The sequence below is a fragment of the Pseudoalteromonas sp. D15MCD-2 genome, from assembly GCF_038562745.1.
Classification (GTDB): Bacteria; Pseudomonadota; Gammaproteobacteria; order Enterobacterales; family Alteromonadaceae; genus Pseudoalteromonas.
This window is the reverse complement of record NZ_JBCFQE010000001.1, coordinates 2,614,257-2,640,843: the sequence shown is the minus strand read 5'-3', so window position 1 is coordinate 2,640,843 and position 26,587 is coordinate 2,614,257. Positions and strand designations below refer to the sequence as shown.

Sequence of the window (26,587 nt, the reverse complement as noted above, 5' to 3'; positions counted from 1 at the left end):
CGTGTAGTGTCAATATTTTGAAATTGTTGAATTATGGAATTTAAAGCGGTATTACAACAACTTAACAGAGATAAAAAAGAATATGCGAAGGGTATCGGCACGCCGTTAATGGTACTTGCTGCGCTGGGCATGGTGATTTTACCCCTGCCGCCATTTCTTTTAGATATTCTATTTTCGTTTAATATCGCGTTAGCACTGGTGGTGTTACTAGTTACTGTTTACACCATGAAACCACTTGAATTTGGTATGTTCCCTGCGGTTCTACTAATTGCAACCATCATGCGCTTAGCACTGAATGTCGCCAGTACCCGTGTGGTATTGCTAGAAGGTCATAACGGTGGAGATGCCGCTGGTAAAGTTATCGAGGCCTTTGGCTCGGTGGTTATCGGCGGTAACTATGCTGTTGGTTTAGTGGTCTTCCTGATTTTAATCATTATTAACTTTGTGGTTATCACCAAAGGTGCTGGCCGAATTTCTGAAGTATCAGCTCGCTTTACTCTTGATGCAATGCCAGGTAAACAAATGGCGATTGATGCTGACTTAAACGCCGGTTTCATTAGTGCAGAGCAAGCTCGTGAACGTCGTGAAGAAGTCACCCGCGAAGCCGATTTCTATGGTTCAATGGATGGTGCGAGTAAGTTCGTAAAAGGCGATGCGATAGCGGGTATCGTTATTCTAGTGATTAACATCGTTGGTGGTTTATTTGTTGGTATGATCCAACATGATTTATCGTTCAGCCGTGCGATGGAAGTGTACACCTTGCTAACCATTGGTGATGGTCTAGTTGCACAGCTACCTTCACTATTACTGTCTATCGGTACCGCAATCGTTGTTACCCGTCAAAATGAATCGCACAACATGGGCGACCAAGTTAAGACACAGCTAGGTAACGAAAAATCACTTTATATCGCATCAGGTATTTTAATCATCATGGGTATTGTGCCGGGTATGCCGCACATCGCATTTTTAAGCTTAGGTGCATTACTAGGTTACCTTGCTTATTTCACACAGCAACAAAAAGCCAAAGCAGAAGCCGAAAAAGCAGAGCAAGAGGCAAATGGTGGTGCACCAGGTACAGGTGTTGCCAATAAACAAGAACAAAAAGAGCTGGGTTGGGATGACGTTCAGCAAGTTGATGTTATTGGCTTAGAAGTAGGGTATCGATTGATTCCACTTGTTGACCAATCTCAAGGTGGTGAACTGTTAAATCGTATTAAAGGTGTGCGTAAAAAACTGTCTCAGGAGCTTGGCTTCTTAGTACCTCCTGTGCACATTCGCGATAACTTAGAGCTCGACCCGAATGCTTACAGAATCACTATGATGGGTGTTTCAAGCGGTGAGGGTGAGCTTAAGCATGGTGATGAGTTAGCGATTAATCCAGGCCAAGTATTTGGTCCAATCAAAGGGGTTGCCACTACAGATCCAGCATTCGGATTAGATGCGGTGTGGATCAAACCTGATCAAAAAGATGAAGCACAATCACTTGGCTATACCGTCGTTGATTCTGCAACTGTGGTTGCAACTCATATTAGCCAGTTACTTACTAACAGTGCTGCTTTACTACTTGGTCATGAAGAAGTACAAAACTTATTAGATATGTTAGCGAAGAGTCATCCACGTCTTGTTGAAGGACTGGTTCCTGACGTATTACCACTTACTACTATCGTAAAAGTGCTACAAAACTTACTCAATGAAGGAGTGGCAATTCGCGATATGCGCTCGATTGTTCAAACCCTTGTTGAGTATGGCCCACGTAGCCAAGACCCAGATGTACTAACGGCTGCAGTGCGAATTTCACTGCGCAGACTAATCGTTCAAGACGCTGTTGGTATGTCTTCTGAGATCCCTGTCATAACCTTGGCGCCTGAGTTGGAACAGATGTTGCATCAGTCACTTCAGAATGCAGGTGACGAAGGTGCCGGAATAGAGCCAAGCCTTGCAGAGCGACTTCAACAATCATTGAATGAAGCGCATCAAAACCAAGAAATGGCCGGTGAACCTTCGATACTGTTAACGTCAGGAATGTTAAGAACTGTGTTATCTCGCTTCGTTAAGTACACCATCCCAGGTTTAAGGGTGATGTCTTACCAAGAGGTACCAGACGAAAGACAGATTAAGATTGTCAGCTCAGTAGGCCAACAATAGGATAGTAAAGGGGTTGAACCATGAAAATTAAACGTTTTTTTGCTAAAGATATGCGCACAGCACTGAAAGAAGTGAAAGATGAACTAGGTGTTGATGCGGTTATTATGTCGAACAAAAAGCTTGCTAACGGCGTTGAAATCGTTGCAGCTGTTGATTACGACAAAGCAGCCCCGAAAGCCGAAGCTAAACCAGCAGTGGCACAATCAGCAGTGGCACAATCAGCAGTGGCACAATCAGCACCTGCTCCACAGCATAACTTTGTTAAACCTGAGCCAATGCGTGCTAAACCTGAGCCGCAAGCGAAAGTTGCTGATAGCCTACAAGCGTTACTTGAGCGTCAAGCCCCACGCCCTCGTTCGCCAGAGCTTGCGTCAATGTTTAGTCAATCTGGTATTGATACGAGTGAACACTATCAACCAAAAGAGCCAAGCTTTGAGCAGCAACAGCCTGAATATAAGCAAGCTCCTCGTTATCAACAGCAAGCAGCACCTCGTGTACAAACTCAAGCACATAGCTTAGGTTTTGATGACGACTTAGATTCTGGTTTTGATGATTTAGATTCACCAGCCGAGCACAAAAACTCAGCACCTGCGAATCAATCAGAAATGACGACCATGCGTGAAGAAATGAATGCGATTCGTCAATTACTTGAACACCAAGTATCTGGCTTAATGCAACAAGATATGGCACGCCGTGATCCGACTCGTGCATGTATGATTGACCGCTTAGCAGGTATGGGTATTGAACGTGATGTTGCAGAGCAAATGGCTTGTTTCATTCCTGACGACGTATCACGTCAACAAGCGTGGCAAGCACTTCTGCAAATGGTTGAAAACCAAATGCATACCACTAATAACGAAATTCTGCGTCAAGGCGGTGTATTTGCGTTAGTGGGTCCAACAGGCGTTGGTAAAACAACCACAGTTGCAAAATTAGCTGCACTGGGTGCACAAAAATATGGTGCTGATAAAGTGGCGTTGATCACCACTGATACCTACAGAATTGGTGCCTACGAACAATTGGCTACTTATGGTCGTATTATTGGCTGTGGTGTTAAGCAGGTAAAAGATGCGAATGAATTAGCTGAAGTGTTATACCATTTACGTAATAAGCGTCTAGTATTAATAGACACAGCGGGTATGAGCCAACGTGATTTACGTTTAACTGAGCAGTTAAATACCCTAATGCGTAATCAGCGTGTTGATATTCGTAGTTATTTAGTATTAAGTGCTACAGCACAGATAAATGTGTTGCAAGAAACCGTAAGACACTTTAAAAAGGTTCACCTAAGTGGCTGTATCTTCACTAAATTGGATGAATCTTTAAGTTTAGGTGAGATTATTAGCATAGCGATTCAAAATCGCCTGCCAATAGGGTATCTTACTAACGGTCAGCGCGTTCCTGAGGATATTCGCGTAGCGAATGCTGAAAAACTAGTGAAAAAAGCTGAACAATTGTATTTAAAACGAGCAAAAGCACAACATTCAAGACGTCAAGCAGTAGCGTCGAACACAGTAGGGATGTATGATTAACACAGTATTAGATCAAGCAAGCGGCCTGCGCAAAATGAATCAAAATAATAATAGTGGCGTTAAAGTTATCGCTGTTACTGGCGGTAAAGGTGGAGTGGGTAAAACCAACGTTTCACTCAATACCGCAATCGCATTAGGTCAGCAAGGAAATCGTGTATTAGTATTAGATGCCGATTTAGGTTTGGCAAACTGTGACGTAATGCTTGGCCTTCGTGTTGAACGTAATTTATCTCATGTTTTGTCAGGCGAGTGTGAGCTTGACGAAATTCTTGTTGAAGGCCCTGCGGGCATCAAAATTGTACCAGCGACGTCTGGTTCACAAAGTATGGTTGAATTAACGCCATCTGAGCATGCAGGCCTTATTCGCGCTTTTAGCGAGTTAAACACCGAATTTGATATATTAATTGTTGATACCGCCGCAGGTATTTCTGACATGGTATTAAGCTTTTCTCGTGCAGCCCAAGACGTTGTTGTGGTTGTATGCGATGAACCTACCTCAATTACTGATGCTTACGCACTTATTAAAGTGCTTAGCCGTGAGCATGGCGTATATAAATTTAAAATTGTTGCCAATATGGTGCGCAGTTTGCGTGAAGGGCAAGAATTATTTGCTAAACTTTCAAAAGTAACGGATCGTTTTTTAGATGTTTCAATGGAGTTGGTAGCAACCATTCCTTATGACGAGAACATGCGTAAATCTACGCGACGTCAAAAGGTGATTGTTGAATTATTCCCGAACTCACCGGCAGCGGTGGCGTTTAAAACATTAGCAACAAAAGCAGTTAAGTGGCCGATCCCTAATCAACCGTCTGGCCATTTAGAATTTTTTATTGAAAAACTAGTAAACGGCTAACTATGACAACATCGGTGAATAAAGCGATGGGATATCAATCAGCACAGAATTTAAATGCGATTGTCGAAAAACATGCCTCTTTAGTCAAAAAAGTGGCGTGCCATCTAATTGCTCGTTTACCTGCCAGTGTGCAACTCGATGATTTAATTCAATCAGGCATGATAGGCCTAATTGAAGCGTCAAAAAACTTTGATGCTAGCAAAGGTGCTAGTTTCGAAACCTTCGCTGGAATTCGTATTCGTGGTGCGATGTTAGACGAAATTCGTAGAGGTGACTGGGCGCCACGCTCAGTTCACCGAAATGCCCGCCTTGTGGCTGAAACCATTTCCGAATTAGAAAGCACGTTAAATCGTGAGCCCAAAGATACTGAAGTCGCTGAAAAACTTGATATTACGCTAGATGAGTACCATCATATTCTACATGATGTAAATTCGAGTAAAGTATTAGGTATTGAAGATTTAGGTGTAGATGAAGACGTCATCACACCAGTAGGTCAGGATTTAGGACTAGACAAACCGTTTAATAACGTTAAAAATGAGCGGTTTAACCAGTCTCTATTAACGGCTATCCAATCGTTACCAGAAAGAGATGCTCTCGTTTTGTCTTTGTACTACAACGACGAAATGAACTTAAAAGAAATAGGACACATACTCGATGTTAGCGAGTCGCGTGTGAGTCAAATACATGGTCAGGCGATGATTAAGCTCAAAGCAAAAATCAATGACTGGATTAATTAGTAGTAAGTAAATAAAGGTTCAAACCTCACCGGAGGATGTTTTGGATAAAAACATGAAAATTCTTGTTGTTGATGATTTTTCTACAATGAGACGTATCATTAAAAATCTATTAAGGGATTTAGGTTTTACCAATGTGCAGGAAGCTGACGACGGTTCAACAGCATTGCCAATGCTACAAAATCAAGAATTTGATTTTGTTGTAACAGATTGGAACATGCCTGGTATGCAAGGTATTGATTTGTTACGTGCAATTCGTGCTGATGATAGCCTTAAGCATATTCCTGTATTAATGGTGACAGCTGAAGCGAAAAAAGAACAAATTGTTGCTGCTGCTCAAGCAGGTGTTAATGGCTATATCGTTAAACCATTCACTGCTGCGACACTTAAAACCAAATTGGAAAAAGTGTTTGAACGTTTAGGTTAATCTAAGGGGAGAGGCTTATGTCAGCACTTGCTGCGCCTCAAATAAGTTTAGAGCAAGCTCGTCAACTTGTTGAGTATCTTGAAAATGGTGAACAAGAAAAAGCAGATAAGCTCATTCTTGACGCTGCATCAAAAGAACAATCAGAGTTGTTTGCTGAAGTCGGCAAATTGACGCGTCAGCTTCATGAAGCGTTAAAAAACTTTGACCTAGATACTCGTCTCACTGATTTAACTACCGACGCGATCCCAGACGCTAAGCAGCGCTTAAATTATGTTATGGAAATGACAGAAAGCGCCGCCAATAAAACCATGGATGCGGTTGAAGCAAGTTTACCAATAGCGCAACAACTTGCTGATGAAATTGCCGCAATCAAACCTACGTGGGATCGTTTAATGAACCGAGAAATTGAACTCGGTGAATTTAAATCGTTATGTCATAGCTTAGATAAGTTCATGAATAACTCGCATACCAAAACCGATGAGCTCCAAGGTTTGATGACTAATGTGCTGATGGCGCAGGATTATCAGGATTTAACCGGACAAGTTATTCGCCGTGTTATTGAGTTGGTGCGAGAGGTAGAAGACAGTTTAATTAATCTCTTAACTGTGTTTGGCAGTCAAGAAGATGGTCATCAACAACAAGAAAAACAGGCCATAGAAAAAGCACCTGCAACAAGTGACACACTAGCAGGTCCTGAAGGGCCAATTATTGATAAAGAGTCTCGCGATGATGTTGTCTCAGGACAAGATGAAGTCGATGATCTATTATCAAGTCTGGGCTTCTAAGAGGAGAGTAGCTGCATGAGCTTTGAAGTCGATGAAGATATATTACAGGATTTCCTTGTTGAAGCAGGAGAAATCTTAGAGCTTTTGTCAGAGCAATTAGTCGAGCTTGAAAACAACCCAGAAGACAAAGATCTATTAAACGCCATTTTTAGAGGCTTCCATACTGTTAAAGGTGGTGCAGGCTTCTTAAGTATGACTGAGCTTGTAGATGCGTGTCATGGTGCAGAGAATGTTTTCGATTTATTACGTCAAGGTGTACGCAGTGTAACACCAGAACTAATGGACGTAATTTTACAGGCTCTCGATACTATCAACGAAATGTTCGCTACGATTCAAAATCGCGAACAGCCAGAGCCTGCAGATCCAGCTCTATTAGAAGTCCTTCATAAATTAAGTCAGCCACCAACCGCAGAAGAGCTTGCAGGTGAAGACTTATCTGTAGCAGAGGATGTTGCAGTTGCACCTGAAGAACCCGCAGTTGAAGAGCCTGCTGTTGATACGCCTGAAGTCACAGCAGATACAGCAACAGACAATATCGATGAAGATGACCCGTTTGCGTTTGATATGTTATTTGATGGCGGCGGTCTTGCAGATAGCAGCGCTGAGCCTCAAAATATTGACGAAATCACCGAAGACGAATTTGAAAGCTTACTAGATGAACTGCATGGCAAAGGGCAAGGTCCAGCAGCGACTGCTCCTGAAGCAATTAGCAGTGATAGTGACGATATTACCGATGATGAATTTGACAGCTTATTAGACGAACTGCATGGCGTTGGTAACTTCGGTGAAGTAAAACAAGATACTTCTGCTCAGCCTGAAGCAGCAAAACCAGCACAGCCGGCTCCTCAAGCACCTGCAGCAGATACTTCAACCAATGACTCAGACGATGAAATTAGCGATGACGAGTTTGAAGCGCTGCTTGATGAATTACACGGTAAAGGTACTGCTCCTCAGTCTTTAGAAACGGCTGCGCCAGAAAAAGCGCCTGAACCACCAAAAGCAGAACCTGCAAAACCAGCACAGCCTGCAGCATCAAAACCGGCACCTGCGCCTAAACCTGCTGCCGCAGCGCCTAAACCTGCTCCAGCTCCTGCAAAAGCACCAGAAAAATCGCCTGCAGCCTCTGCTGCACCGAAAAAAGCGCCACCACCACAGGCAGAAACAACGGTACGTGTTGATACTAAACGTCTCGATGAAATCATGAACATGGTGGGTGAGCTGGTATTGGTCCGAAACCGCTTAGTGAGCCTTGCTAATAACAGCAATAGCGAGTCAATGGGCAAAGCCATCTCTAACCTAGATGTGGTAACCGCAGACTTGCAAGGCGCGGTTATGAAAACCCGCATGCAGCCAATTAAGAAAGTATTTGGCCGTTTCCCGCGGGTTGTTCGTGACTTAGCCCGTAGCTTGAAAAAAGATATTAACCTGCAGCTAGTTGGTGAAGAAACCGATTTAGATAAAAACCTTGTTGAAGCACTTGCTGATCCATTGGTGCACTTAGTGCGTAACTCTGTTGACCATGGTATTGAAATGCCAGATGTGCGTGAAGCCGCAGGTAAACCGCGTACAGGTACCGTAACGCTTTCGGCATCACAAGAAGGTGATCACATCCTACTAACCATTCGTGATGATGGTGCAGGTATGGATGCTGAGAAACTGAAAAAAATCGCAATTAGCAAAGGGGTGATCGATCACGACCAAGCAAGTCGCTTGTCGGATACCGAAGCGTACAACTTAATCTTTGCACCAGGTTTCTCAACCAAAGAAGAGATCTCTGACATCTCAGGACGTGGTGTGGGCATGGATGTTGTTAAAACTAAAATCACTCAGTTAAATGGCTCGGTTAATATTCAGTCTGAGCTGGGTGTAGGTACTGTACTTGAAATCAAGGTGCCATTAACACTTGCTATCTTACCGACCTTAATGGTTGTTGTGGGTGAGCAAACTTTTGCATTACCACTTGCTGGTGTTAGCGAAATTTTCCACCTTGATTTAACTAAAACTAACGTAGTTGATGGCCAACTGACAATTATTGTACGTGAAAAAGCGATCCCGCTTTTCTATTTACAACATTGGTTAGTAAAAGGCGCCAACCGCCAAGAGCGTAAAGCCGAAGGTCACGTGGTGATTGTACAAATAGGTACTAAGCAAGTGGGCTTTGTAGTTGACTCGTTAATTGGTCAAGAGGAAGTTGTTATTAAACCTTTGGATGCCTTATTGCAAGGTACACCAGGTATGGCAGGTGCGACAATTACTTCTGATGGTGGCATTGCATTGATCCTCGACGTACCTAGCATGCTTAAACACTACGTTGGCTAATAATAAATAATAAAGTGCAGCATTTAGCTGCACTTTGAATGATATAAAACAAGAGAGTGCCAATGGCAGTCAAAGTATTAGTTGTTGATGATTCAAGCTTTTTTCGCCGCCGTGTAAGCGAAATTTTAGAGCAAGACAGCAATATTCAAGTGATTGGTTTTGCCGTAAACGGTCGTGAAGCGGTCGATAAAGCCCGTGAATTAAAACCTGATGTAATTACTATGGATGTTGAAATGCCGGTTCTTGATGGCATTAGTGCCGTGAAAGAAATAATGGCAGCAACACCGACTCCTATTCTAATGTTCTCATCACTCACCCGTGATGGTGCAACAGCAACCCTAGATGCACTTGATGCTGGTGCCTTAGATTTTTTACCGAAAAAATTCGAAGATATTGCGCGCAACAATGAAGATGCAATCGCGCTTTTACAAAATAAAGTAAAAGAGATTGGTCGCCGTCGCCTTTCTCGTTTTGCGCGCCCAGCACCTATTTCGCGACCAACTCCGGCACCTGTACCACGGAGCAGTAGCAGTACAAGTGCTCGCAGCGGGATTGTTCAGCCTGATCGCAGCTTTAGCCGTCCAGCTCCTGCTAGCTCGCCTGCAGCCTCGTCATCGAGTACAAGTAACATTCGCGCTTCAGGCAAGCAATATCAGTTGGTTGCTATTGGTACATCAACCGGTGGACCTGTAGCGCTACAAACAATTTTAACTCAGCTGCCAGCTAACTTTCCGCATCCAATTTTGCTTATTCAGCATATGCCAGCTGCGTTTACACCTGCTTTTGCAGCCCGCCTCAATGGATTATGCAGAATCAATGTGAAAGAAGCGCAAAATGGTGACCGCTTAATGCCTGGTACCGCTTATTTAGCACCTGGTGGTCAACAAATGCTAATAGAAGGACGAGGCGGCTCTCGCACACTACGTGTGTTTGAAGACGACAGTCCGCGTATTACTTATAAACCGAGTGTTGATGTGACTTTTGCTAGTGCTGCAAAAACCTTTGGTGGTGATGTGCTAGCTGTCGTATTAACGGGCATGGGCGCTGATGGCCGTGATGGTGCGCGTATGCTTAAGCAAGTCGGTGCTACTATTTGGGCGCAAGATGAAAAAACCAGTGTGGTGTATGGTATGCCACAAGCTGTTGCAAATGCGGGGCTGGCGAGCGAGAGCTTAGCACTAACCGATGTTGCAGCTCGCCTAACACGTGAGACTGGTTGTGGATAAGCTATCTTTTCTTGGCTTAATTGTCGCGATAAGTGCAATCGCCTTTGGTTATGCATTAGAGGGCGGTGTTGTTTCTGCACTATTTAATGGTCCTGCGCTTATCATCGTACTCGGTGGTACGCTTGGGGCTGTGATGCTTCAAACCCCTGCAAGTGTTTTTACTAAAACACTAAAGATCAGTCATTGGGTGTTTTTTCCGCCATATCACGATATTGATGCAGCCATCGAACAAGTTAAGCGTTGGTCACACAAAGCACGCCAAGAAGGTTACTTAGCCCTTGAGTCTGAAGCGCTGTCGCATTCAGATCCTTATGCGGCAAAGGGGTTGAGTCTACTTGTTGACGGGATTGATGAGCAAAAGCTCAGAGATACCCTTGAAATTGATTTAATGCTTGAACGCGAGCGCTTACTCGAGGTAAGCCGGGTTTACGAAGCAATGGGTGGTTATAGCCCTACAATTGGTATTCTAGGTGCGGTACTCGGTTTGATTCAGGCCATGCAATTTATCACCGATCCTGAAAAACTGGGTGCCGGTGTCGCTACTGCGTTTATCGCTACTATTTATGGTGTTGGTTTAGCTAACTTATTATTCTTGCCTATGGCGAATAAACTTAAGCAGCAAGTTGAGCAAAAAATGCTTTATCATGAACTACTTGCTGAAGGTATTATTGCTATTTCGCAAGGTGAAAGCCCACTTAATATCGAACTAAAACTTGAGGCGTACCGTGTAGAGCGCCCAAGCTTAGTTGACGAGTAATTTATTATGATGCGCCGTCGTCTGCGTCATAACACGTCAAAAAACCAACATACTGAACGCTGGCTTGTCTCTTATGCCGATTACATGACCATCATGTTTGCTTTTTTTGTGGTCATGTATGCTATCGCAATTAGTAAAAATGAAGATTTTCAAATTCTCTCAGACTCACTGGAGCAGGTGTTCGAAAAATCAGCTCGTCAGCAACAACAGGTTGGCACTGGGGTTAACGGCACAGGCATATTAACTGACAGAGTCAGCCCTGAGAACGACATTCTATACGGTGAGAGCATCCGTAAAGATGAGCAAGGCCCTGAATTACTCGATGGGCAAAGCGAAACCAGCAATATTGAGAAAAAACATCTCGGCAAGCCACTCGACAGCTTACTTACTAAATTGCAGTCTGCGCTTATTGATGAAATTCGTGATGGTGAAGCGAGTTTAGAGCTTCACCAAGATTGGCTTATTATCGAATTAAGTTCAGGTATGCTGTTTTCATCGGGCAGTGCTGTTGCACAGCAGCGTGCCAAGCAAGTTGTTGGTTTAGTGAAAGATATTATCGCACCGGTTGATAACTACATTCGCGTGCGTGGTTATACCGATAACGAAGGTATTCGTAATGAGATGTTTCGCTCAAACTGGGAGCTATCTGTAGCGCGGGCTACATCCGTACTGGTTGAGCTTGAGAGTTTAGGCATTAACCCTGCACGTATGGCTATTGAAGGCTACGGGCAGTATTCGCCCTTCGCAAGTAATGACACTGAGCAAGGCCGCGCAGAAAACCGCAAAGTGGTTGTTGCATTGTCTAAATATGGCTTACCGCCAAAAGAGCCAGAAAATACTGAACAAGAGTCACAAAACCAACCCCAACAGACGACAGAAATTGAGTTGCCAAGCGATGATAACAGCATTAAAGTGATTCAATTACCACATGGTGGCATTAGGATTACTACGCGCAATGAACAATAATAAGGTGTGATGTGAAAGTTTGGACCGTAGCGAATCAAAAAGGTGGAGTAGGGAAAACAACAACAGCCGTTAGCCTTGCTGGTATTCTCGCTTTACAAGGAAAACGCGTGTTACTTATTGACACCGATCCGCATGCATCATTGACTTATTATTTTGGTATCGACTCAGAAGACTTAGAAGTTAGCGTGTATGATATCTTTGCGCGCGGCAATAACATGGCCAGTGAAGAAATTTTACAGGCTCTATGTCCATCAACACTTGAAAACCTTGATATCTTACCTGCGACTATGGCAATCGCGACGCTTGATAGAAGCATGGGCAATAAAAATGGCATGGGCTTAATACTTAAAAAAGCACTGGCCAAAATTAGCGACCATTATGATTATGCGATTATTGATTGCCCGCCTGTTTTAGGGGTTTTGATGGTTAATGCACTTGCTGCCAGTGAGCGAATTTTAGTGCCAGTACAAACAGAATTTTTGGCCTTAAAAGGGCTTGATCGTATGATGCGTACGATGGAGTTGATGCAAACATCGCAAGCAAAACAGTACCAATATACAATTATTCCTACAATGTACGATAAACGTACTAAAGCATCACTTGAAGCTTACAAGACTCTGCAGGATAATTACAAAGATAAAGTATGGTCAGGCGTGGTGCCTGTCGATACAAAGTTTAGAGATGCTAGTTTAGCACAGCAAGTGCCGATTCAATTTTGCCCGCGTTCGCGTGGCGTTTTTGCCTATCGTGCACTGCTTGATTACTTAGTTGCACAAGGTTAAAGATGAGTAAGCATTTATTTGCCAATGAAAAAGTGATGACCCAATATTTGGGCGCTTTGTTGTGTGAAGATGAGCCTACAGACCAAAATCTTGAGCCAGTCGCAAAGCTGCTGGAGCAGGTTAAAGAGCCTGAAACTAAGACAGAAGAAAAGCTGACAGACGTTCAGCCTACTCCAGAACCTGTTTTACCACCCCCTGAACCGACTAAAGAGCTTGAGAAAACCGAGAACCAAGCTAATATCAAAGATATAGTCGCAGAACCTAAAGCTGAACTGGTTGCAAAAACCTCGTCTGATCGTCAAGAAGACTATTTTGATGGTGAATTTCAGGCATTATTCTTTGAGGTTGCAGGGTTAACGCTTGCTGTACCGTTAAAAGCATTAGGGGGAATTCATCAGCTGGCAGAGGTTAACCAATTATTTGGTAAACCTAAATGGTTTAAAGGTGTAATGCTAAACCGTGAAGAAAAACTAAATGTTGTTGATACTGCAAGTTGGGTTATGCCAGAAAAGTATGATGAAAAATTAGAACAATCATTAGATTATCAGTATTTAATCACCTTAGGTGATAGCCAATGGGGATTATTGGCTGAAAAGCTCGTAAATAATATTACGCTTCGTAAAGAAGATGTAAAATGGCGAGCAAAATCAGGTAAGCGGCCTTGGCTTGCAGGTGTCATCAAAGAGAAAATGTGCGCCTTGATTGACGTTGAAAATTTAAATCAGTTGCTAGAGCAGGGCTTAGACAGCCGTGAGCAGTAACTATTTTTACGGAGTAATAGCATGAGTGAAGAAAGACTACTGTCAGCAAATAAAAACGCTGATAGCAACGATGAAGTGTTACAGTGGGTAACCTTTAAACTTGAAGAAGAAACGTACGGCATTAACGTAATGCAAGTACAAGAAGTACTTCGCTATACCGAAATTGCTCCTGTACCAGGTGCGCCTTCTTATGTATTAGGTATTATTAACCTACGTGGTAATGTTGTTACTGTTATCGACACTCGTGCACGTTTTGGCTTAATGGGTGCTGAGGTCACTGATAACTCTCGTATCGTTATCATTGAAGCTGAAAAGCAAGTGATTGGTATTTTAGTCGACAGTGTCGCAGAAGTGGTTTACCTACGTAGCTCTGAAATTGACAGTGCGCCAAATATTGGCACAGAAGAAAGTGCTAAGTTTATCCAAGGTGTATCTAACCGTGATGGTGAGTTACTGATCTTGGTTGATCTTAATAAATTATTAAATGACGATGAGTGGGACGAGCTAAGCGCACTATAAGCGTTTGGGAATTATATGCTGTTATACTCTTTGTTTGGTGCCTCAATCTTACTTGTATTAGTGTGTTTGGGGCTTATTTTTGTCAATAACAATAAGCAATCGGCGGCGATTCAAGCCAAGCAAAAACAGTTACAAGAAGCTCAACAGCAATTGAGTATTTTACGTAGCGAAGTGGCTGAGATGCGAGCCGGCATGCTGAGTATTGGCAAACGCGTTGTTGCTGTTGAAGAAAAAAGTAAAGAGCTTGAACAGCTACAAGATGCACAAAAATATGATGATCCGAATGCGAAAATTTATTCGCGAGCGGTTAAAATGGTTGAGCTAGGCGCTGATTTAGAAGAAATAATTCGTGAATGCGAATTACCCAGAGCCGAAGCTGAGCTACTCATGTCACTTCATAAACAAAAAGGCGCCCAATAAGGCGCTTTTTTATTTGAGTACATTTGAGCACTAGGCTTGAATGTTGAGCTTACCTTGAAAGTCTTGCCAACCTGGTGGAAATTTACCACGCAATACGTACGAAAAAGCAATTAACTCGGCAATGACATAATAGAGCTCTTTCGGGATTTCTTCACCTAACTCAAGATGTGATAAGGTTTGTGCTAAATCAGCATCTTGGTGTATCAAAATACCTTTTTGCTCAGCAAGTTTGACGATTTCTTCAGCCAATTCACCAAAGCCTTTACTGGTTACTCGTGGCGAGCTACCAGCTTCGTAGAGTAAGCCAATTGCTGATTTATGCACCGCTTGTTCACTCATAAGAATTATACCTTAATGTTAATAATCGCATGGGATTTATAAAAAGCTTGGTGGCTTGACGTTCCTTGTTGCAAGTTTAACTCACCTACATTTAAGCCATGGCCTGCTAATTTATGACGCAGTGTTTCTAAATGCGGATGAGCAAGCGCTGTCACTTCTTGTGAAGAAGCGAGCAACTGGCAATCAACTGCTTTATCCATCACCTCTGCGGTAATTTGTAACTTGCCAAGCTGTGCATAATCAAAGTTCAAGCGCACAAACCAGACATTTTTCGCTTCGAGTTTATTTTTACTTGGCTTTTTATACTGTCCTAAGCTGATTTCTGTTTGCCCTGTTTCAGGAGGTAATTTCATCGGCAAGAAAAATTGCGCTAAAGCACTGTTATCTTGTTGCTGATTGATAGGTGTTGTTTGCACCTGAGCCAAAGTGTTTTTTAGTTGTGAAGCTTCAGCCGCCATGGCTTGCATCGCAGGCTGCTGTAGCTGCTCGAGTAATTTATTACCGTTAACGGCTTTAAAGTTGGGCACTAACACTTGCAGTAAGGCATCAAGACCTGTTTGATTATTAAAACTAAGGTTGGTTGGTGCTTGATTAATAATTGGCGCGGCAAGTGAAGCCACAGCTAATTGTTCTAACCCTTGGCTAAAGCTCGCTTGCTGAGTCTGGCTGGGTAATGCTGTTGGCCTGAGGATACTTAAAAGCTCTCGTTCAATCGTAGTAGGGTGCATGTTTTGACTCGAGATCATGCGATTAAATGCTTGATTTACGAGTCGATTCAAATCTACCGAAGACGATGTGTTTTGCTCACTCAGAGCTACAAGTTTTTCTGTTAATTGCACTGGTATAGGTGTGCTTGCTAAAGGTTTGCTTTCAGGAAGCGGTAATAGCTTCGCAATCAGTGCAGCCTCAATCGGTCTTATCGGCAATAAGGGTTGAGCTAAGTTAGGCTCTTTTGTTGCTAAAAAGGGGATGTGTAATTGAGTTTGCTGCTGGGCAACTTTTTGTAATCCTGCTGTTTGCTCAGCAGGTGTTCGAGTCGCTAGATTATTTTGTTTTACTTGCTCGTTAGGCTTTGCCGCTACAAGGTTTTTAACCACTGTTTTTACAGCCTGTTGTTGCAAAGGGGCAGGTGCTCCTTTTAAATCAGGCTTTACATTTAGCGCAGAAGAATTTGGGTCTGTGCTTAATGTCGCTTGTTTAGTTTGTGTAACCTGCTCACTCGGGTTTTTAACTACTGAATTAGCAAGGTTACTTTTAGCTTGGGCGAGCTGCTCTGAGGCTGGTTTGTCAGATTTCATGGCAGTAACAGCGCCGCTAACTGCTTTGTTGTCTACAGGTGCTTGTTGTAAAGCCGTATCTTTATTCAAAGCAGGAGTTTGCGCTTTACTATTGATTGCTATTTGAGTGGCAGGGCGCTGCACGCTAACAAGCGGCTCTAAGCTGACTTTTATCCGTTGCAGTAACTGTATTAAAGGTGGAGCCTTGTTATAACTCACGGGTAAGCTAACTTGCCTTGTAGACTGACTTTCGGTTAATGGCTCTGTCTGTTTAGTCGCAGGTAATGGCGTATTTGCTGAAACTGGTCCACTGGTTTTTTGCGATACTTGGGGGACGGCATGTTGTGGCGCGCTTTGTTGAATAGCGGCAAACTTTACTATATTGATTTTATTAGCATTAAAGCCCAGTTGGCTAATTGTATTTTTGCTTTCAATCAGCTGATGCGTTGACTGGTTAACAGCCGCTTTGGTGGTAGCGGGGAGCTTTTCAAAATAGCGCACTGCATCACTAATACGCGTTTTTAAATCAGCAAAACTGTCTTTTAGCCAAGAGCTAATGGGGGAATTTGAGCTGCTCGATGGCGCTATCAACGTACTCTTGGGTTCAACAGCTTGGCTTTTTAATGCTTGATTGAATGTCTCTGACAGAGAGTTCTTTAACAGTATTTGTTGCACAGGTGCTTTATTTATAAGTTCAACAGTATTTTTAACTTGCTGGGGTATTAGTTTTAATGCATGAGGATGAAATTGCCACTGCGCTTGAATTTGCTTAGCTTGTTTTGGCGATATTGCCGGTAGCGGTAAAGTTAATTCATTACTTTGCTTGTTTGCAACGCTTAACTGTACTTGTTGCCCAGCTAATTTTAAATTCATTTCAGGGGTTAGCTTAGCCACCAACTCAGCTACTTTTTGTTGGCTAACACTTTGCTGATGGAGAGAATCCCCAAAGCGATTAATAATGTTTAAATTAAAGCTATTTTGTTGGTTGGTAGCAGGCAGCAAAATGGCTTTAAGTGGTGCTTCAGCTTTTAAAAGAGCAACCAGGCTATTGTTAAGAGCAAACTCAGCTTTTAATGCCGGTAGTTGTAGTAAAGGTTTACTTGGCGCAATCTGAGCCGGGTGCGGCATATTTGTATTTGCACTCCCTTGCGTTAGCAAGTTCAGTAGTGCTTGTAATTGCTGGCTTTTGCCAAGTGTAATCGTCAGCGGTGCTGGTGTGATAGTCAGCTGTTTACCATCACTACTTAATTGAATATTGGCCGCTAAAAAGCGCTCAGTTTTAAGGTTTTCTTGCTCTGTTGATAAGCGTAATGTTTGCCATGAGTTATTGATTAGCACGTCCATTTGCACACTGTGCTTACCAATCACGATATTACGGGCAGTTAGGCTCTGCTCAGCCAGCATTTTCAATGCATCATTAGGTGATTGCTGTGATGCACTGCTGATTGCTTTTGGGTCTAGATTAAGCTGAGTGCTGAGAGTCAACTGGCTTTGTTTATTCATTATTTTAGATCAAATATAAGTTAATCGTTTTAAAGCAATATTCGTATTACCCTATCATTATGGTAGACTAACGCCTAATTTTGGGTATAGAGAATCGTCATCTTGTTACACATTAAGGCCGTCACCTGCATCAAGCAAGATCGTTGTTTGTTTGCGGATCTTAATTTCAGCTTGAAATCGGGACAAATTATGCAGTTAGCTGGTCCGAATGGGGCTGGTAAAACATCATTATTGCGTATTATCGCGGGTTTCGCTATGGCGGATGAAGGCGATGTTTTGTTCCAAGAACGCTCGATTACAAAATACTATGATGAATATGCACAAGAGTTATTATTCATCGGCCATAAAACAGGGGTAAATACACAACTTACTGCCCTTGAGAATGTCGCATTTTGGCTAAAAATTAATGGCTACGATAGCAAACAAGACTTGTATCCGATCTTAGCAAAAATAGGCTTGGTGGGTCTTGAGGATGTGCCTGTTCGTATGTTGTCAGCAGGGCAACAGCGCCGTGTCGCTCTAGTAAGACTGTGGTTAAACAGCGCCAAACTATGGATCCTTGATGAGCCATTTACAGCCCTTGATAAAAGCGGTGTGGCATTTTTACAAGAACGCTTTGTTGAGCACCTAAATGCTGGCGGCGCGATTCTTTTAACTACCCACCAAGATTTAACGACACATTTTAGTGACTTACAAACAGTGACTTTGGAGTATCGCCACTGATGGTAAAACAGCATTCGTATTGGCAATTATTCTCTGCGGTTTTTTCTAAAGATCTTAAATTAGCGTTTCGTCAGCGTGCTGAAATCGTTAACCCTATCTTGTTTTTTCTTATTGTTATTACACTTTTTCCGTTAGCAATTGGCCCTGAACCCGGTCTACTTGCTCGTATGGCTCCGGGCATTATTTGGGTCGCTGCGTTACTGTCGACTATGTTAGGCCTAGATAAGCTATTTCGTGATGATTATCACGACGGAACACTAGAGCAATTAATTGCTTCATCATACCCATTACCGTTAACTGTTCTTGCAAAAGTGGCAGCGCATTGGGTGATCACGGGGTTGCCTTTAGTGTTAATGACTCCGGTATTTGCTTTGTTATTGAATTTAGAAAGTTCAGCGCTTTTAGCAACCGTTCTGACCTTATTGTTAGGTACGCCATTGCTTAGCTTCATTGGCGCAATTGGCGCTGGACTCACTGTGGGACTACAAAAAGGCGGCATTTTAATGAGTTTGCTTGTTTTGCCTTTGTATATCCCTGTACTAATTTTTGCAACCTCGGCTATTGATACCAGCTCTATGGAGCTTGCCTATAGCGGACAGCTTGCAATCCTTGGTGCCATGCTAATCGTAGCGATTATAGCGGCGCCAATTGCCATATCGTCAGCATTGAAAGTGAGTGTAAGTTAATATGTGGAAGTGGTTACATCCCTACGCAAAAGCAGATCGTGCTTACCAATTGTGTAACACCTTACTGCCTTATTTCGCCGTCGTTACGGTGGTTTGTATGATTGTTGGATGGGTCTGGGGGCTTGCTTATGCCCCAGCCGATTACCAACAAAAAGACAGCTACCGAATTATTTTTATCCATGTGCCTTCAGCTATTTTATCTATGGGCGCTTACTCTTCTATGGCGATTGCAGCAGTGATCGCACTAGTATGGCAATTACGTAATGCAGAACTTGCAGTGATTGCAATTGCACCTGTCGGGGCATGTGTGACAGCGATAGCATTAATTACCGGTGCAGCATGGGGTAAACCTATGTGGGGGGCATGGTGGGTGTGGGATGCACGTCTTACCTCTGAATTAATTCTGTTATTTTTATACCTTGGTGTGTTATCGCTTTATCATGCTTTTGAAGATAAAAAAGCAGCGGGGCGTGCTGCTTGTATCTTAGCCATTGTTGGGGTTATCAACTTACCGATTATTCACTTCTCGGTGGAGTGGTGGAATACCTTGCATCAAGGTGCAACCATTACAAAGTTTGATACTAAAGCCATTGATCCAAGCATGTTTTGGCCATTAATGGTTAACATTGTTGCGTTTGCAGGTTTTGTTGGTGTGGTGACGTTAATCCGCCTTAAAAACGAAATTCTCCAACGTGAAAAGCATCGCCCTTGGGTGCGTGATATGGTTGAGCGAGGTTAATCATGCAGTTTGATTCTTTTGCAGATTTTATTGCCATGGGTGGCTATGGCTTTTATGTATGGTTGTCTTTTGGTAGCTGTGCATTAATTTTACTCGGTATTTTATTTAGTTCGTTAAACGATACAAAACGTATTTTCTCTTCAGTAAAGCAGCAAGCACAACGTGAAGAGCGCATTAAGAAAGCGAAGCAAGAGGCAGGGCAATGAATCCAAGACGTAAAAAACGTTTATTAGCAGTTGTAGCCATAATTTTTGGTGTGGGTGCAACGATTGGTTTAGTGCTGTACGCACTGCAAGAAAACATTAATTTATTCTATACCCCAAGTGAACTTGTTGAGGGTAAAGGACCAAACAAAGAAAAACCGCATATTGGCCAAAAGTTACGTATTGGTGGCATGGTTGTACCTGGCTCAGTTGTTCGTGACGAATCAAGCTTAAAGGTAAGCTTTAAACTGATTGATAAAGGCCCTATGGTGACAATTAATTATCAAGGGATTTTGCCGGATTTATTCCGTGAAGGCCAAGGGATTGTGGCGCAGGGTGTGTTAGTTAAAGCCAATGAAATTGATGCCTTTGAAGTACTTGCAAAGCATGATGAAGAATACATGCCTGCAGAAGTTGCTGAAGCTGTGAAGGGTATCAAACACGAAAAACCGACGTATAACTTAGATAACGGCAATTAATATGATCCCAGAACTCGGTTATTTTTCTTTAACACTGGCCATGGTGCTCAGTGTTCTATTGTGTATTTTTCCTTTGTGGGGCGCGCATACCGGCAATTTACGTTTAATGCGTGCAGCCCCATCACTGGCAATTGGACAATTCGTATTTGTACTTTTGTCTTTTGCTGCACTTGTTTATGCCAGTTTAACCGACGACTTTACTGTTTCGTATGTTGCTTATCACTCAAGTAGCACCTTACCTTGGTACTACAAAATAACCTCGACATGGGGTGGTCATGAAGGGGCAATTTTACTCTGGTTAGTAATGCAAGCGGGTTGGACAGCAGTTGTCGCTATGCGTTCGCAATCATTACCTTGGGTATTACGTGCTCGTGTACTGGGTGTACTAGGCTTTTTAGGTGTTGGCTTTATGCTGTACACCTTATTAATGTCGAGCCCATTTGAGCGCCTATTACCGTATTTCCCAGTTGAAGGTCGCGATTTAAATCCGTTATTGCAAGACCCAGGTATGATTATTCACCCGCCATTGCTCTATATGGGCTATGTGGGTTTATCTGTGTCGTTCTCATTTGCTATTGCAGCGTTACTTACAGGTAAGCTTGATAATACTTGGGCTAAGTGGTCTCGTCCTTGGACTATGACAGCATGGGGCTTTTTAACACTCGGTATTACCATCGGTAGTTGGTGGGCATATTCAGAACTTGGCTGGGGTGGCTGGTGGTTCTGGGATCCAGTTGAAAACGCATCATTAATGCCATGGCTTGTGGCAACCGCATTGCTGCACTCATTATCAACCACCGAAAAGCGTGGTGTATTTAAGTCGTGGACCGTATTACTGGCTATTGCAGCATTCTCGTTAAGCTTACTGGGTACCTTTATTGTTCGCTCGGGTATCATTGTATCTGTGCATGCTTTTGCCTCAGATCCTAACCGCGGTATGTTTATTTTAGCTTTCTTAGCCATTGTAGTTGGTGGTGGTTTATCGCTTTATGCACTGCGTGTTTCGCAGGTGAAAAGTGAAGGCCGTTATAAGTTTGCCTCACGTGAAGTTGCGCTTTGGTTAAATAATATTTTCTTAGTTGTGGCAACGCTGATTGTATTGCTCGGTACATTATTGCCAATGATCCACAAAGAACTTGGCTTAGGCAGTATTTCGATTGGTGAGCCGTTCTTCAATAAGATGTTTGCTATTTTACTGGTACCGTTTGCCATTTTAATGGGTATGGGTCCGCTGTTACGTTGGAAACAAAACAAGTGGTCGATGCTGCAAAACAAGTTTGCGCTATCGGCTGTAGTTAGTATCGTTGCAACGGCAGCGTGGTTATATTCAAGTTACGATGTAATTGCGCCAATTACCTTTATTGCAACTGCGCTAGCGGTATGGATTGTTGTTACTACACTGGTTGATTTATCGGCAAAAGTAACTATTCACAAAACCTTAGGCGAAGGCTTTAAACGTTTAGGGCTAAGCTATTGGGCGATGGTTTTAGGCCACGTTGGTTTAGCGTTCGTGATTGCAGGTGTAACGCTCACCTCTGCTTATTCAGTAGAGCGTGATGTATCAATGAAGCCGGGTGACACTGTGGCTTTAAATGAATACCAGTACCGCTTTGATGGTGTTAAGTCTATCCGCGGCGCAAACTATAGCGGCCATGCTGGTGTTGTCACTGTGCTGAAAAACGATAAACAAGTAACCGTTTTACATGCTGAAAAACGCCGTTATGACATTGGTATGCAGTTTATGACTGAAGCGGCTGTTGATGCAGGCTTTACGCGTGACTTGTATCTAGCGCTAGGTGAGCAATTAAGCCAAGGTGCGTGGTCGTTACGTATTTACCATAAGCCTTATGTTCGTTGGATGTGGCTCGGTGGTATCTTGATTTCACTGGCAGGCTTTTTAGTACTTGGTGATAAACGTTATCGCCAAAAATCGACTAAGCAGGAGGCTTCAGCATGAACCGTAAACTACTCGCACTAGCACCTTTACTGGTTTTCGTTTTACTGTGTGTATTTTTATATCAAGGTTTGTTTGCTAACCCGCGTGAGCTGCAAACAGGGCGTATTGGGCAGGCTATGCCAGCTTTTAACCTGCCAGATTTGATGGATGAGTCAAAGCGTTGGACTGATGCAGATTTAAAAGGTGAAGTTTACTTACTTAATGTGTGGGGCACATGGTGCCCGACCTGTTTAGCTGAGTTAGGCTATTTAACCGAGCTTAGAGAGCAGGGCGTTAAGATTGTTGGCTTATACTACGAGCAAGGCTACGACCCTGACTTTGATGGCCAGTTTGATATTAACGCACTACGCGAAGATGTCACTAGCATGCTTAATCGTGCTGGCGACCCATATCAATTTAATATCTTAGATTTAAAACGCACATTAGCCCTTGATTTAGGTGTGTCTGGCGCACCAGAGACCTTTTTAGTCGATAAACAAGGCACTATTTTGCTGCACCATACCGGCGATATTAATCCGCGTGTGTGGCGAGCCAAATTCGCACCGTTAATGCAGGAGTTACAGTAATGAGACTCGTGATTTTTTTAGCAAGTTTGCTTATCACGTTTAGCGCATTTGCAGAGCAAGACAAGTATCAATTTGATGATAAAGAGCAAGCAGTTCGCTTTAGTGAACTTACCAAAGAGCTGCGTTGCCCTAAATGTCAAAACCAGAACATTGCTGACTCAGACGCCGTTGTAGCCAAAGACTTACGTGACAAAGTGTTAACGCTGGTAAAAGATGGCAAAAGCAAAGATGAAGTCATCGATTATATGATTGACCGTTACGGTTACTTCGTACATTACGATCCACCAGTAACACCAGCAACCTTAGTGTTATGGGTATTGCCAGTATTAATTGTGGTACTTGGCTTTGGCTTTATTGTTTTACGCCAACGTAAGGCATCTGTAAAACAAACATGGACAGAGCAAGACGAGGCACTGCTTGCAAAGTTAATTGAACAAAATCAACGTCAGGAGCAAAGCTAGATGGCATTAATGTGGGCTTCTTTTGTTTTACTCACACTGGTTGCATTGCTATTTGTTGTCGTTCCGTTTTTTAAACGCGAACGTATTCAACGCCTTGATCACAATGCAAACTCGGAGTTAATCCGAATTTATCATCAACGTTTAGACGAGCTTAAAGCTGACTTAGATAACCAGCGTATTGATGCACAAATGTTTGATGAGTCAGTTAACGAGCAAAAGCGTCGTTTACTCAATGAATTGTCTCCGGAAAAAGCGCTAAATAGTAAAGGTAACAACCGTATTTTTGCCCTTACTGGCGCTGGCTTTTTAATTGTTTTAACGGCTATCTTTTACGGTTACACGGGGAGTCAGCAGCAAATTAAAGGCTGGCATGACGCGATGGCAAACCTTAAGTCGTATGGTGAACGTGCCGTAATGCAAGATGGTGAGCCATTAACACCGAATGAGCTGCAAGCATTTGCTTTAGCATTGCGTACTAAGCTTGATCAAAGTGGTGATGATGAAGTGGCGTGGATGCTGCTAGGTCGTGTTGCGATGTCATTAAATGAATTTGATATGGCAATGCAGTCATTTGATAAGGTTCTTAAAATGAACCCAGATAACAAGCAAGTGCTGATCAGCTACTCGCAAGTCCTGCTAATGGAAGGCAGTGATGCGAATATGTCTCGTGCGGCGACTATGTTATCGAGAGTGTTAAAAGCAGAGCCGACCAATATTGATGCTATCTCATTGCTAGCCCTAATTGCTTATGAGCGTAAAGATTGGCTGCAAGCAAAAACTGCGTTTGAAGTACTGCTTGCAAGTATGCAGCAAAACGACCCGCGTTATAGCATGATTGCAGAGCGAATTGCTGAAATTGATGCCCATTTAAATAATGAGCAGCAAGTTACAAATACAAAACTCGCAGAAGCTTCAAACAGTGAAATTAGCATCACGGTTGATTTAGACTCTGCACTTGCAGATTCGCAGCCACAAAACGGCACGTTATTTGTTTTTGCAAAAGCAGCCAGTGGTCCACAAATGCCATTAGCTGTGGTAAAAATGACCGAATATAGCTTTCCGCTAACCGTGACGTTGAGTGATAGCAATGCCATGGTAGAAGGCTTGAACCTATCAAGTGTCGATAAAATTATTTTAACTGCGCGTTTATCAAAAGATGCAACTGTGGTAACTTCTAGCGGCGAGTTGGAAGGCAAGTCGGATGTTTTAGAGCGTGCAAACGTAAAAGAATATTCTTTGCTAATTAATGAGTTAATACCTTAAGGATAGCCGATGTTTAGGCACAGTATATTTTTTATCTTTTTTGTAGTGCTTGCAGGATGCGCACAAATACCTGAAGAAAAAGCGGATGAGCGAGACCCATTACAGTCGTTTAACCGTCCTATGTATGATTTTAATATGGACGTGCTTGACGCTTATATTCTTCGCCCAGCAGCTGTTGGCTACGTTACTGTCACGCCAACACCGGTAAGACGTAGCATTGTTAATTTTACCGATAACATCACCGCACCAACGGATATGGTCAATGCTGGCCTGCAAGGTAAACCTGGTAATATGGGTATTAGCCTAGCGCGCTTTTTAGTGAACTCTACGGTAGGTTTACTCGGTTTTTTTGATGTCGCTTCATCGCTGGGTTTAGAAATCGTCGATGAAGACTTTGGTCAAACCTTAGGGGTTTGGGGGGTTGGTGATGGTGCTTATTTGATGATCCCAGGTATGGGACCAAGTACCGCACGAAACCTAACAGGTGATGTGGTAGATAACTTTGTGTTACCTGAAATCACGTTAACAACACCACAGACTATTTTGGTGTTTGCGCTCAAAGCGGTTGAGGCCCGTGCTTCATTAATGCCACAAGAGAGCCTATTAAATGAGTCGTTAGACCCATATATTTTCGTGAAGGATATTTACTTCCAGCGTCAATTATATGAGCTACATGATGGTAATCCGCCAGTTGAAAAAGAAACGGATGATTTTGACGAAGACTTCTTAGAAAATCTTTAAGATTATTCAAATAAAAATGCCAGCAATTGCTGGCATTTTTTATAGCATTAATAGATTGATATTCATCAGTCTCCAAACACACTCATTTGGTCATTAGACCAACTTAATGCGTCGTGGTAAGCGTCCGGTACTTCTTCTGGCTTAAGGCCCAACTGTTGTTGGATTTCTTTCGCTTTTTCCCAATTTGCTTGCTCATAGAATTTTACAAGGTTTAGATAGGTAGCGAGTAAGCCTTCATCTTTAAGTAGAGCGTCTTTAATTTCGTTGGTCAGCGGTAACTTATTCATAACGCTTGGCATATCTTCATCTAAGATAGCATCCATTAATGACATCATGCCTGTTAAGAAAGCCATACCTGTATCGCGTAACTTACCATGACTAATTGCCAGTAATTCAGCAAACCGTGCTCGGGTTAGCGACAGGCGGATCAGTTCAGCAGGTTTATCTGCAGATACTTGAGCTGCAAATAACAGCGACAAGAAACGTTTAATTTCTTCGCTTCCTAATACGATAAGCGCTTGCTTGATTGTGCTGATTTCGGCACGGCGTTTAAATGCCGCGGAGTTTGAATAGCGTAATAGCTTATAAGATAAGTTAACGTCACGTTCAAACACCTCAGTGATTTTTCTAAGGTTTAAATCAATACTTGATGTTTCGTATAGGAGCTCGGCAAGAGCCATCTCAGAAGGTGGCAAAGTTTTACTTTGTACCATCTCCGGTTTTGAAAAGAAAAAGCCTTGAAAGTAACTAAAACCCATTTCTAGGGCAAGTTGGTATTTCTCGTAAGTTTCGACTTTTTCGGCAAGCAACTTGATGTGCGGGTGAGGTTTTATCGCTTCAATAACCGCTTCAATCGACTCTTTGTCTGTGGTTAAAAAGTCAATTTTGATCATATCGATATACGGATAAAAATGACGCCAGACAGGTTGATGAATGTAATCATCAAGGGCCAGTGTGTAACCACGCTCTTTTAAATCTTTAACCAGAGCAAGTAAACGTTTACCTGGTTGAATAGTTTCAAGAATTTCGACAACGACTTGTTCTTTACCCAGTAATAAAGGGTAGCCTTTTTGGAGTGTCTCTAAAGTGAAATTAATGTAAGCTGGTTTGTTATCCGTTAAATCTTCTAAACCAAAATTGAACTGACTACCTTCAATGAGTCGTGATGTTGCTTCATCGCCATCAATGTCTGGAAACACGTTATCTACGCCATCCCTAAAAAGGAGTTCGTAGCCGACAAGTTTCTTTTCCTTATCTAAAATAGGTTGGCGTGCAGCGTAAAAATACATAGTCCTGGCATGTCCACTTCGGTTAATTCATTTATCCATCAGCAATATATGTCATTGTGCCTGAAATAGCATTAATTAAATGCGAGTATTTGAGGATAAATACTGATTTTATTCTGATCTTAAGACTAGGATAAA

27 protein-coding genes are annotated in these 26,587 nt (G+C 42.7%); 24 read left to right on the top strand and 3 right to left on the bottom strand.

Features of this window, described 5'->3' with window-relative positions; genetic code table 11:
* Positions 1-33: 33 nt before the first annotated feature.
* From flhA to AADY36_RS12045, 14 genes are all read left to right on the top strand, one after another.
* Positions 34-2,145 (top strand): flagellar biosynthesis protein FlhA, encoded by a 2,112-nt coding sequence (flhA, locus tag AADY36_RS12110; RefSeq protein WP_055020705.1) that lies wholly within the window; start codon positions 34-36, stop codon positions 2,143-2,145.
* Between the two features lie 20 nt (positions 2,146-2,165).
* A complete protein-coding gene (gene flhF, locus AADY36_RS12105; RefSeq protein ID WP_054562174.1) occupies positions 2,166-3,677 on the top strand; it encodes a flagellar biosynthesis protein FlhF in 1,512 nt (503 codons plus the stop codon).
* Positions 3,670-4,530 carry a MinD/ParA family ATP-binding protein gene (locus tag AADY36_RS12100; protein WP_054553259.1) on the top strand — a complete coding sequence of 287 codons (861 nt, stop codon included), beginning with the start codon at positions 3,670-3,672 and terminating at the stop codon, positions 4,528-4,530. Before flhF ends, AADY36_RS12100 begins: the two co-directional genes overlap by 8 nt.
* 26 nt (positions 4,531-4,556) lie before the next feature.
* On the top strand, positions 4,557-5,267 hold the full coding sequence (locus AADY36_RS12095) for an RNA polymerase sigma factor FliA (protein ID WP_054562345.1): 711 nt from the start codon (positions 4,557-4,559) through the stop codon (positions 5,265-5,267).
* Positions 5,268-5,307: 40 nt separating this feature from the next.
* A complete protein-coding gene (gene cheY / locus AADY36_RS12090; RefSeq protein ID WP_016708035.1) occupies positions 5,308-5,691 on the top strand; it encodes a chemotaxis response regulator CheY in 384 nt (127 codons plus the stop codon).
* Positions 5,692-5,708: 17 nt separating this feature from the next.
* On the top strand, positions 5,709-6,476 hold the full coding sequence (locus AADY36_RS12085; protein WP_054562173.1) for a protein phosphatase CheZ: 768 nt from the start codon (positions 5,709-5,711) through the stop codon (positions 6,474-6,476).
* Positions 6,477-6,491: 15 nt separating this feature from the next.
* A complete protein-coding gene (locus AADY36_RS12080; RefSeq protein ID WP_054562172.1) occupies positions 6,492-8,795 on the top strand; it encodes a chemotaxis protein CheA in 2,304 nt (767 codons plus the stop codon).
* 62 nt (positions 8,796-8,857) lie between these two features.
* Positions 8,858-10,021: a protein-glutamate methylesterase/protein-glutamine glutaminase gene (locus AADY36_RS12075; RefSeq protein WP_054562171.1), complete on the top strand. Its 1,164-nt coding sequence runs from the start codon at positions 8,858-8,860 to the stop codon at positions 10,019-10,021.
* Entirely contained in the window at positions 10,014-10,778 is a 765-nt protein-coding gene (locus AADY36_RS12070; protein WP_054562170.1) for a flagellar motor protein, read from the top strand. The genes AADY36_RS12075 and AADY36_RS12070 overlap by 8 nt, the downstream gene beginning before the upstream one ends.
* A 6-nt stretch (positions 10,779-10,784) precedes the next feature.
* Complete coding sequence (locus AADY36_RS12065; RefSeq protein WP_054562169.1) at positions 10,785-11,744, top strand: flagellar motor protein MotB; 960 nt, start codon at positions 10,785-10,787, stop codon at positions 11,742-11,744.
* An 11-nt stretch (positions 11,745-11,755) separates the two neighbouring features.
* Positions 11,756-12,526, top strand: coding sequence for a ParA family protein (locus AADY36_RS12060; protein ID WP_054562168.1), 771 nt, complete (start codon positions 11,756-11,758; stop codon positions 12,524-12,526).
* Between the two features lie 2 nt (positions 12,527-12,528).
* Positions 12,529-13,287 (top strand): chemotaxis protein CheW, encoded by a 759-nt coding sequence (locus AADY36_RS12055; protein WP_054562167.1) that lies wholly within the window; start codon positions 12,529-12,531, stop codon positions 13,285-13,287.
* 21 nt (positions 13,288-13,308) lie between these two features.
* Complete coding sequence (locus AADY36_RS12050; RefSeq protein WP_054553251.1) at positions 13,309-13,806, top strand: chemotaxis protein CheW; 498 nt, start codon at positions 13,309-13,311, stop codon at positions 13,804-13,806.
* 15 nt (positions 13,807-13,821) lie between these two features.
* Positions 13,822-14,226: a DUF2802 domain-containing protein gene (locus AADY36_RS12045; protein ID WP_054562166.1), complete on the top strand. Its 405-nt coding sequence runs from the start codon at positions 13,822-13,824 to the stop codon at positions 14,224-14,226.
* Between the two features lie 30 nt (positions 14,227-14,256).
* Here AADY36_RS12045 and AADY36_RS12040 read toward each other — a convergent pair whose 3' ends face one another.
* Both AADY36_RS12040 and fliK read right to left on the bottom strand, forming a co-directional pair.
* On the bottom strand, positions 14,257-14,565 hold the full coding sequence (locus AADY36_RS12040) for an EscU/YscU/HrcU family type III secretion system export apparatus switch protein (RefSeq protein WP_054562165.1): 309 nt from the start codon (positions 14,563-14,565) through the stop codon (positions 14,257-14,259).
* Between the two features lie 5 nt (positions 14,566-14,570).
* On the bottom strand, positions 14,571-17,345 hold the full coding sequence (fliK, locus tag AADY36_RS12035; RefSeq protein WP_054562164.1) for a flagellar hook-length control protein FliK: 2,775 nt from the start codon (positions 17,343-17,345) through the stop codon (positions 14,571-14,573).
* A gap of 102 nt (positions 17,346-17,447) precedes the next feature.
* On the opposite strand from fliK, the gene ccmA reads away from it, so the two are divergent.
* Genes ccmA through AADY36_RS11985 form a run of 10 tightly spaced genes read left to right on the top strand, consistent with a single transcriptional unit; the run spans position 17,448 to position 25,163 of the window.
* On the top strand, positions 17,448-18,068 hold the full coding sequence (ccmA, locus tag AADY36_RS12030; RefSeq protein ID WP_095209716.1) for a cytochrome c biogenesis heme-transporting ATPase CcmA: 621 nt from the start codon (positions 17,448-17,450) through the stop codon (positions 18,066-18,068).
* Complete coding sequence (gene ccmB, locus AADY36_RS12025) at positions 18,068-18,754, top strand: heme exporter protein CcmB (protein ID WP_054553246.1); 687 nt, start codon at positions 18,068-18,070, stop codon at positions 18,752-18,754. The genes ccmA and ccmB overlap by 1 nt, the downstream gene beginning before the upstream one ends.
* Before the next feature lies 1 nt (position 18,755).
* Positions 18,756-19,493, top strand: coding sequence for a heme ABC transporter permease (locus tag AADY36_RS12020; protein WP_054553245.1), 738 nt, complete (start codon positions 18,756-18,758; stop codon positions 19,491-19,493).
* 2 nt (positions 19,494-19,495) lie between these two features.
* Positions 19,496-19,699 carry a heme exporter protein CcmD gene (gene ccmD / locus AADY36_RS12015; protein ID WP_054553244.1) on the top strand — a complete coding sequence of 68 codons (204 nt, stop codon included), beginning with the start codon at positions 19,496-19,498 and terminating at the stop codon, positions 19,697-19,699.
* A complete protein-coding gene (ccmE, locus tag AADY36_RS12010) occupies positions 19,696-20,175 on the top strand; it encodes a cytochrome c maturation protein CcmE (protein ID WP_054562161.1) in 480 nt (159 codons plus the stop codon). The genes ccmD and ccmE overlap by 4 nt, the downstream gene beginning before the upstream one ends.
* 1 nt (position 20,176) lies before the next feature.
* Entirely contained in the window at positions 20,177-22,132 is a 1,956-nt protein-coding gene (locus tag AADY36_RS12005) for a heme lyase CcmF/NrfE family subunit (RefSeq protein WP_342409022.1), read from the top strand.
* Entirely contained in the window at positions 22,129-22,698 is a 570-nt protein-coding gene (locus tag AADY36_RS12000; RefSeq protein ID WP_054562159.1) for a DsbE family thiol:disulfide interchange protein, read from the top strand. Before AADY36_RS12005 ends, AADY36_RS12000 begins: the two co-directional genes overlap by 4 nt.
* Positions 22,698-23,159 carry a cytochrome c-type biogenesis protein gene (locus tag AADY36_RS11995; protein ID WP_054562158.1) on the top strand — a complete coding sequence of 154 codons (462 nt, stop codon included), beginning with the start codon at positions 22,698-22,700 and terminating at the stop codon, positions 23,157-23,159. The genes AADY36_RS12000 and AADY36_RS11995 overlap by 1 nt, the downstream gene beginning before the upstream one ends.
* Positions 23,160-24,422 carry a c-type cytochrome biogenesis protein CcmI gene (gene ccmI / locus AADY36_RS11990; RefSeq protein ID WP_054562157.1) on the top strand — a complete coding sequence of 421 codons (1,263 nt, stop codon included), beginning with the start codon at positions 23,160-23,162 and terminating at the stop codon, positions 24,420-24,422.
* Between the two features lie 9 nt (positions 24,423-24,431).
* Entirely contained in the window at positions 24,432-25,163 is a 732-nt protein-coding gene (locus AADY36_RS11985; RefSeq protein WP_054562156.1) for an MlaA family lipoprotein, read from the top strand.
* Between the two features lie 65 nt (positions 25,164-25,228).
* On the opposite strand, the gene AADY36_RS11980 is transcribed toward AADY36_RS11985, so the two are convergent.
* Positions 25,229-26,452 (bottom strand): EAL and HDOD domain-containing protein, encoded by a 1,224-nt coding sequence (locus AADY36_RS11980; protein ID WP_054562155.1) that lies wholly within the window; start codon positions 26,450-26,452, stop codon positions 25,229-25,231.
* Positions 26,453-26,587 lie beyond the last annotated feature (135 nt).

What these genes read in the sequence shown, in the direction of transcription:
- AADY36_RS11980 (WP_054562155.1), bottom strand. Translation starts at nt 26,452, where the DNA reads ATGTATTTTTACGCTGCACGCCAACCTATTTTAGATAAGGAAAAGAAA.
- AADY36_RS11995 (WP_054562158.1), top strand. Translation starts at nt 22,698, where the DNA reads ATGAGACTCGTGATTTTTTTAGCAAGTTTGCTTATCACGTTTAGCGCA.
- fliK (WP_054562164.1), bottom strand. Translation starts at nt 17,345, where the DNA reads ATGAATAAACAAAGCCAGTTGACTCTCAGCACTCAGCTTAATCTAGAC.
- AADY36_RS12005 (WP_342409022.1), top strand. Translation starts at nt 20,177, where the DNA reads ATGATCCCAGAACTCGGTTATTTTTCTTTAACACTGGCCATGGTGCTC.
- ccmB (WP_054553246.1), top strand. Translation starts at nt 18,068, where the DNA reads ATGGTAAAACAGCATTCGTATTGGCAATTATTCTCTGCGGTTTTTTCT.
- flhF (WP_054562174.1), top strand. Translation starts at nt 2,166, where the DNA reads ATGAAAATTAAACGTTTTTTTGCTAAAGATATGCGCACAGCACTGAAA.
- AADY36_RS12055 (WP_054562167.1), top strand. Translation starts at nt 12,529, where the DNA reads ATGAGTAAGCATTTATTTGCCAATGAAAAAGTGATGACCCAATATTTG.
- AADY36_RS12050 (WP_054553251.1), top strand. Translation starts at nt 13,309, where the DNA reads ATGAGTGAAGAAAGACTACTGTCAGCAAATAAAAACGCTGATAGCAAC.
- ccmI (WP_054562157.1), top strand. Translation starts at nt 23,160, where the DNA reads ATGGCATTAATGTGGGCTTCTTTTGTTTTACTCACACTGGTTGCATTG.
- AADY36_RS12095 (WP_054562345.1), top strand. Translation starts at nt 4,557, where the DNA reads ATGGGATATCAATCAGCACAGAATTTAAATGCGATTGTCGAAAAACAT.
- AADY36_RS12000 (WP_054562159.1), top strand. Translation starts at nt 22,129, where the DNA reads ATGAACCGTAAACTACTCGCACTAGCACCTTTACTGGTTTTCGTTTTA.
- AADY36_RS12045 (WP_054562166.1), top strand. Translation starts at nt 13,822, where the DNA reads ATGCTGTTATACTCTTTGTTTGGTGCCTCAATCTTACTTGTATTAGTG.
- AADY36_RS12075 (WP_054562171.1), top strand. Translation starts at nt 8,858, where the DNA reads ATGGCAGTCAAAGTATTAGTTGTTGATGATTCAAGCTTTTTTCGCCGC.
- AADY36_RS11985 (WP_054562156.1), top strand. Translation starts at nt 24,432, where the DNA reads ATGTTTAGGCACAGTATATTTTTTATCTTTTTTGTAGTGCTTGCAGGA.
- AADY36_RS12100 (WP_054553259.1), top strand. Translation starts at nt 3,670, where the DNA reads ATGATTAACACAGTATTAGATCAAGCAAGCGGCCTGCGCAAAATGAAT.
- AADY36_RS12085 (WP_054562173.1), top strand. Translation starts at nt 5,709, where the DNA reads ATGTCAGCACTTGCTGCGCCTCAAATAAGTTTAGAGCAAGCTCGTCAA.
- AADY36_RS12040 (WP_054562165.1), bottom strand. Translation starts at nt 14,565, where the DNA reads ATGAGTGAACAAGCGGTGCATAAATCAGCAATTGGCTTACTCTACGAA.
- AADY36_RS12065 (WP_054562169.1), top strand. Translation starts at nt 10,785, where the DNA reads ATGATGCGCCGTCGTCTGCGTCATAACACGTCAAAAAACCAACATACT.
- ccmD (WP_054553244.1), top strand. Translation starts at nt 19,496, where the DNA reads ATGCAGTTTGATTCTTTTGCAGATTTTATTGCCATGGGTGGCTATGGC.
- ccmE (WP_054562161.1), top strand. Translation starts at nt 19,696, where the DNA reads ATGAATCCAAGACGTAAAAAACGTTTATTAGCAGTTGTAGCCATAATT.
- AADY36_RS12020 (WP_054553245.1), top strand. Translation starts at nt 18,756, where the DNA reads ATGTGGAAGTGGTTACATCCCTACGCAAAAGCAGATCGTGCTTACCAA.
- flhA (WP_055020705.1), top strand. Translation starts at nt 34, where the DNA reads ATGGAATTTAAAGCGGTATTACAACAACTTAACAGAGATAAAAAAGAA.
- AADY36_RS12080 (WP_054562172.1), top strand. Translation starts at nt 6,492, where the DNA reads ATGAGCTTTGAAGTCGATGAAGATATATTACAGGATTTCCTTGTTGAA.